Genomic DNA, 1,504 nt, shown 5'->3' with positions numbered 1-1,504 from the left:
GGGGCCGTGCCATAAGTCCTTCAAAACAAAAGAGATTAGTGAAAATCGTTCTTTGATTTTCACTAATCTCTTCTTTTGTGTTATAAAATAATTATAATTGGTGTTCTTCGCCACCAATTTTCTAATATTCATTGCCATCAAGGCAATTCCAGCCTCCCTTTTTACCTTTTCAAGCCCCCTAACTGAAAATCTTCTAAAACCTAAACAAGCCTTCAATCCACCAAAAACTGATTCAACGTCTATTTTACGTCGTCCGTAAATTGAACCAGTTTGGTGATTTGAAAGCAATTTGCGTTCTTTAGCTTTGAAATATTCCCATGTGCCATTAATACTTATTTTACGAGGTTTTCCGCTTTTAGTGAATGCTCGGTTATCAACCTGAAAATCGTTATCGTATTTGTTTGCCTTATACTCTTTAAATTCACGTATAAACCCATACTTGTCTTTGCGCTTACGGAAAGCATAAAAACTAAATCTAACTCCTTGCAGATCAATAAAATAATCGTCTTTAGGATGATATGCCCAATTCATGACCTTACGGTCGTCACTTTTCCATTTGCGACTATTTTCTTTCAGCATCGTACCATATGGAATTAATGCCGTATGTTCAGGTAGTTCATCTTCAAGATATTGATAATTTGATTCTGAACCGTATCCTGCATCAGCCACAATATACTTACCTAAAGTTCCAGCTGCTTTCTGTTGCTGTAAAAAGGGAATTAATGTTTTGGTATCTCCTGGATTTTGAAAAATGCCAAAGGCAGTTACAAATTGTTTACTTGTGGCGATTTGTAGATTATAAGCCGGTTTTAGCTGTCCGTTGAGCATTGGATCTTCCTTAATACGCATGAAAGTTGCATCATGATCTGTTTTCGAATAACTATTTCTTTTACCATAAATTTTGGTTTGCATTTTATGATCTAATAATTTAGCTTGCCGTAACTTAAGTTTTCGTTTTAAAGATTTTAGTTTTCGACGCCTTGACTTGTCTGGACTGGGAGAGATGTGTTCTTTTTCAATCTTTTTATTCAAATCTTTCAAGTCATTTTCTAACCGCAAGATAATTTCATCAAGCATTTCTAAAGTAAGATCTGTCTCTGCAGGGAGCTGACACTTAAATTTAGCTTCATTTAATTCTTCCAGAAGGGATATAATCGCAGAGCGATTAAGCTTGTCAAAACGAATCGTATTCTTACGCCAAACAAAACTATATTTATTGGCATCAGCTAAAATTTTAGTCCCGTCAATAAAAGTAACCTCATCAATAAAGTTATTTTGCTTTAGATATTTGGTTAGTTTTAGAATACATTGCTTAATCAAGTTCTCAACTTCATCTGAAATTCTAAAGCGACAAATTGTTCGGTAAGCTGGAACCTGTTCTTGTGTCAGCCAACGGGCTGCCAAGTTCTCTTCTGCCAAGGTATTAATACGGCGACTACTAAAGATACCTTTTGTGTACGCAAACAAAATTAATTTTAAAAGTACACGCAGATCATACTTACGC

1 protein-coding gene is annotated in these 1,504 nt (G+C 35.2%); it reads right to left on the bottom strand.

Annotated features, from left to right (window positions below):
- Positions 1-1,504: IS1182 family transposase (locus FD20_RS12495; RefSeq protein WP_057738921.1), on the bottom strand; the 1,504-nt coding region annotated here is incomplete at both ends.

The sequence above is a fragment of the Liquorilactobacillus uvarum DSM 19971 genome, from assembly GCF_001434935.1.
Taxonomy (GTDB): domain Bacteria; phylum Bacillota; class Bacilli; order Lactobacillales; family Lactobacillaceae; genus Liquorilactobacillus; species Liquorilactobacillus uvarum.
Note: the sequence above shows the minus strand (reverse complement) of the source record. Positions and strands in the feature narration are given on the sequence as shown.